3 protein-coding genes and 1 pseudogene are annotated in these 5,127 nt (G+C 65.4%); all 4 read right to left on the reverse strand.

The genetic code is table 11. The features are described from left to right. Positions 1-151: S-adenosylmethionine synthetase N-terminal domain-containing protein (locus tag FK529_RS19620; RefSeq protein WP_231703187.1), on the reverse strand; the 151-nt coding region annotated here is incomplete at its 3' end. Continuing rightward, positions 148-1,113, reverse strand: a complete 966-nt coding sequence (locus FK529_RS19625; RefSeq protein WP_146564328.1) for a cyclopropane mycolic acid synthase family methyltransferase — start codon at positions 1,111-1,113, stop codon at positions 148-150. The genes FK529_RS19620 and FK529_RS19625, both read right to left, overlap by 4 nt. 158 nt (positions 1,114-1,271) lie before the next feature. Continuing rightward, positions 1,272-4,832 (reverse strand): DNA polymerase III subunit alpha, encoded by a 3,561-nt coding sequence (gene dnaE, locus FK529_RS19630; RefSeq protein WP_146564330.1) that lies wholly within the window; start codon positions 4,830-4,832, stop codon positions 1,272-1,274. Positions 4,833-4,912: 80 nt separating this feature from the next. After that, a pseudogene (locus FK529_RS20120) lies at positions 4,913-5,127 on the reverse strand (hypothetical protein); the annotation flags it as partial.

Raw genomic sequence — 5,127 nt, forward strand, 5'->3', positions numbered from 1 at the left:
GAGTCTCCACCGCAACACGCGAACCGGGATCCTCCGCAAGCAGAGCATCCAGAATCGAATCCGAGATCGCATCACAGATCTTGTCCGGATGACCCTCGGTCACCGACTCACTGGTGAACAGGCGGTGCGCGGCGCACCGAGCTCCACTCACCGGGCGGGAATGAATCGGGCGGCCGTGGTCGCCACCGACGGATCGAGGTCCGGGTGCAGAGCGAGCACCTCCTCGAGCGACCGGTGCCGGCCGTCGACGGTCTTCACCAGGGTGTGCTGACGCACGTCGATCAGATCTCGGCGGAACGCGGATGCGCACCCCGTGAGGTAGCGAACGTACGTGTCGTACACGGACTCCGGATGAATCGCGAGCGCCTCGTCACGACGCGCAATGAGGTTGTCGGACCAGATGTCGAGGGTGCGCGCGTAGTGCTGCTGCAGACTCTGCACCTCGGTGACCTCGAATCCACCCATTTCAGCCAGTAGTGGGAAGAATCGTGTGATCGGAAGCTCTCCGCCGGGGAAGATCTCTTTCTGAATGAACCGGAAGAATGCGAAGTCATCCTTGGTGACCTTGCTCTTCTTCCTGAAGGTGTCCATACCGAAGGTCATGATCGTGTGGATCATTGCCCGGCCGTTCTCCGGCAGGAGATCGAAGGCACGGTCGAAGAATTTGAGGTGCCGTTCGTGCGTGAAGTGCTCGAATGCGCCGATGCTGACGATGGCGTCAACCGGCTCGTCGAACTCCTCCCACCCTGCCAGCCGAACCTCGGCCGAGCGAGCGCTATCGATCGCATCGAGTCGTTCGGAAGCGTAGGCGTGCTGGTTCCGCGACAGCGTCAGCCCGATGACGTTGACGTCGTACTTCTCCACTGCGCGAACGAGGGTGCCGCCCCACCCGCACCCCACGTCCAACAGAGTCATCCCGGGCTGGAGATCGAGTTTGCGGAGCGAAAGATCGATCTTCGCCATCTGCGCCTCTTCCAACGTCATGTCGGGATTCTCGAAGTACGCGCACGAATATGTTTGTGATGGATCAAGAAAGAGCCTGAAGAAGTCGTCAGACAGGTCGTAGTGAGCCTGAACATCCTCGAAATGCGGCGCCAACCGGTTGTCTGCCATCGCGGCGGGGTCCCCTAACTTTCACACACCGAATCGAGTGTGCATCCGGAAACGACGGCTCCATTCCCTGGGCCGCCGGAGACCGAGCGTAATCGGGTCCCCGCGCGCGATCTAGATCTCTATCGGAAAACCCTCTGAACGAACTACACCCTCGGCGATCACGCGAGGCAGTGGGGTCCGAGCAGTGCCTTCAGGTCACCCATCAGCGACGACGACGGGTTCACGCGGAGCGTATCGGCCAGCTTGAGCGTGGTGCTCTGCCCTTCGCCGTCACCGCTGACGAGTTTGACGTGCACATCCGAGACGCCGGGGTGGCGCTGCAGCACCTGCTTGAGCGCGGAGACCTTGTCCTGCGTACACACCCGCGTCTGCATCGTGAGCGAGAGCGGCTTCGCCACCCCGATCTGCGAGAGGTCGATGGGCGCGATGTCGTTCGCGATCAGCGTCACCTTGTCGTCACGGAAGTTCACGCGGGCCTTGATCAGCACCACGGCGTCCTCCACGACCTCGGCGCCGTACGCGGCGTAGGCCTGCGGGAAGAAGAAGACCTCGATGCCACCCGAGAGATCCTCGAGCTGCGCCGACGCGAACGGAGCGCCGTTCTTGTTCACGCGCCGGTTCACCGACTGCAGGATGCCGCCGACGGTGACCTGGGTACCGTCCTTGACGTCGCCCTCGACGATGGCCGGAATGGGGGTGTCGGTCTGCGCGGCGATCACGTGCTCGACGCCGTCGAGGGGGTGCGCGGAGACGTAGAGGCCCAGCATCTCGCGCTCGAGGGCGAGCTTGTGCTTGCCGTCCCACTCCTCGTCGGGGACCTTGATGGTGAAGACGTCGTCGATGGGGCCGGCACCGTCGTCCTCGCCCATCGAACCGAAGAGGTCGAACTGGCCCACGGCCTCGGCCTTCTTGGTGGACAGCACTGACTCGATGGCGTCGGAGTGCACCAGCAGCAGGCCCTTGCGCGGGTGGTCGAGGGAGTCGAAGCCGCCCGCCTTGATGAGGGATTCGGTGACCTTCTTCGAGCAGGCCGCGACCTCGATCTTGGCGAGGTAGTCGGAGAAGGACGTGAAGTTCCCCTTCTCCTCGCGCGTTCTCACGATGGACCCGACGACGCCCTCGCCGACGTTGCGCACCGAGCCCATGCCGAAGCGGATGTCCTCGCCGACCGAGGTGAAGGCGTGGAAGGACTCGTTGACATCCGGCGGCAGCACGGTGATCCCGAGCCGGCGGCAGTCGCCGAGGTAGATGGCGGCCTTGTCCTTATCGTCGCCGACGGAGGTGAGCAGCGCGGCCATGTACTCCGCGGGGTAGTTCGCCTTGAGGTACGCGGTCCAGTACGAGACCAGGCCGTAGGCGGCGGCGTGCGACTTGTTGAACGCGTAGCCGGCAAACGGGAGGACCGTCTCCCACAGCGCGGTGATCGCGGCCTGCGAGAAGCCGTTGTCGAGCATGCCCTGCTGGAAGCCGCCGTAGGCCTCGTCGAGGACCTCCTTCTTCTTCTTGCCCATCGCGCGACGCAGGATGTCGGCCTGCCCGAGGCTGTACCCGGCGACCTTCTGCGCGATCTGCATGATCTGCTCCTGGAACACGATCAGGCCGAACGTGTCCGCGAGGATCTCCTTCAGCGGCTCCTCGAGCTCCGGGTGGATAGGCTTGACCTGCTGCCGGCCGTTCTTGCGGTCCGCGTAGTCGTTGTGCGCGTTCATGCCCATCGGGCCCGGGCGGTACAGCGCGCCGACGGCGACGATGTCCTCGAACGCGGTGGGCTGCATGCGCCGCAGGAGATCCCGCATGGGACCGCCGTCGAGCTGGAAGACGCCGAGCGTGTTGCCCCTCTGCAGGAGCTCGTAGGTGGTCCTGTCGTCGATCGGCAGCTCGTCCATGTTCAGGTCGATGCCGCGGTTGTGCTTGATGTTGGCCAGCGCGTCACCGATGACGGTGAGGTTGCGCAGGCCGAGGAAGTCCATCTTCAGCAGGCCGATGGCCTCGCACGACGGGTAGTCCCAGCCGGTGATGATCGCGCCGTCCTGCGCACGCTTCCACACCGGGATCGCGTCCGTGAGCGGATCACAGGACATGATCACCGCGCAGGCGTGCACGCCGGCGTTGCGGATCAGGCCCTCGAGCCCGAGCGCCATGTCGTAGATCTTGGAGACGTCCGGGTCCGTCTCGATCAGCTGCCTGACCTCGGCGGCCTCCTTGTACCGCTCGTGCGACGGGTCCGTGATGCCCTTGACCGAGATGTCCTTGGCCATGATGGGCGGCGGGAGCGCCTTGGTGATGCGGTCGGCGATCGAGTAGCCGGGCTGCCCGTAGATGACGCGGGCGGAGTCCTTGATGGCCGCCTTCGTCTTGATGGTGCCGAACGTGATGACCTGGGCCACCTTGTCGGAGCCCCACTTCTCGGAGGCGTAGGTGATCATCTCGCCGCGGCGGCGATCGTCGAAGTCGATATCGATATCGGGCATCGACACGCGCTCGGGGTTGAGGAACCGCTCGAACAGCAGGCCGTGCGGGATCGGGTCGATGTTGGTGATGCCCAGCGCCCAGGCCACGAGCGAACCGGCCGCGGAACCACGGCCCGGTCCCACGCGGATGCCGACCTCGTGCGCGTGCGCGATCAGGTCACCGACGACCAGGAAGTAGGCGGGGAAGCCCATCTCGTTGATGACCGACAGCTCGTACTTCGCGCGCTCGACGTAGTCCGGCGGCGGACCGTCGGGGAAGCGGCGATCCAGACCGTCCATCACCTCGGACTCGAGGAAGGACTCCTGCGTGTGGTTCTCGGGCACCGGGAACCGCGGCATGCGGTCCTTGTGCTCCCAGATCTCCTTGTAGGACTGGACCCGCTCCCCGATCTCGACCGTCGAGTCGCACGCGCCGGGTACCTGCGAGTCCCACAGCTCCCGCATCTCCTGCGCGGACTTGAGGTAGTAGCCGTCACCGTCGAACTTGAACCGCGTCGGATCCGACAGCGTCTTGCCGGTCTGGATGCAGAGCAGCGCGCCGTGCGACTCTGCCTTGTCCTTGGTGACGTAGTGGCAGTCGTTGGTGGCGAGGGGCTTGATCCCGAGCTTGCGCCCGATGTCGAGCAGGCCCTCGCGGACCCTGCGCTCGATATCGATGCCGTGGTCCATCAACTCCAGGTAGAAGTTGTCCTTGCCGAAGATCTCCTGCCACTTCGCCGCCGCCTCGAGGGCCTCCTGGTCGTGGCCCAGGCGCAGCCTGGTCTGCACCTCGCCCGACGGGCAGCCCGTGGTGGCGATGATGCCCTCGGCGTGCTCGGCGATGAGCTCCGCGTCCATGCGGGACCACTTGCCCAACTGGCCCTCGATCGAGGCCAGCGAGCTCAGCGTGAACAGGTTCCGCAGGCCCGTGGCGTTCTCCGCGACCATCGTCATGTGGGTGTACGCACCCGAACCCGAGACGTCATCGCTCTTCTGCGACGGATCGCCCCACCTGACGCGCTTGGTGGAGAACCGCGACTCGGGCGCGATGTACGCCTCGATCCCGATGATCGGTTTGATGTCGTACTTGACCGCGGTGTTGTAGAAGTCCGAGGCACCGAACATGTTGCCGTGATCGGACATGCCCACCGCGGTCATGCCCAGCCGCTTCGCCTCCGCGAACAGCGGGTCCACCTTGGCCGCCCCGTCGAGCATCGAGTACTCGGTGTGGTTGTGCAGATGGACGAACGAGCCGGCGGCGGACGTCATGGGCTACTCACCTCCGGTGAAGAATCTCATCGCTGTCATTAGGCAGTGTAGGCCCCTCCACCGACACGTCCCGCGGATCGTCAGCCGAAGACGATCACCAGGATCAACACCAGCAACGCCACCACCGCCACCCCCACCAGCACCACGACCGCGGGCGACATCCCGCCCGCTGCGGGCGCCTTCGCCTGCTGCGGCTGCGGCGCCGGCGGGCGCGGCATCGCCCCGGACCGGGGGCCCGCACCCGAGCCGTAGAGCGGTTGCACGCCCGCGGACGGCGGACCGGCGGGCTGCCCGG

The sequence above is a fragment of the Tsukamurella asaccharolytica genome, from assembly GCF_007858435.1.
GTDB lineage: Bacteria > Actinomycetota > Actinomycetes > Mycobacteriales > Mycobacteriaceae > Tsukamurella > Tsukamurella asaccharolytica.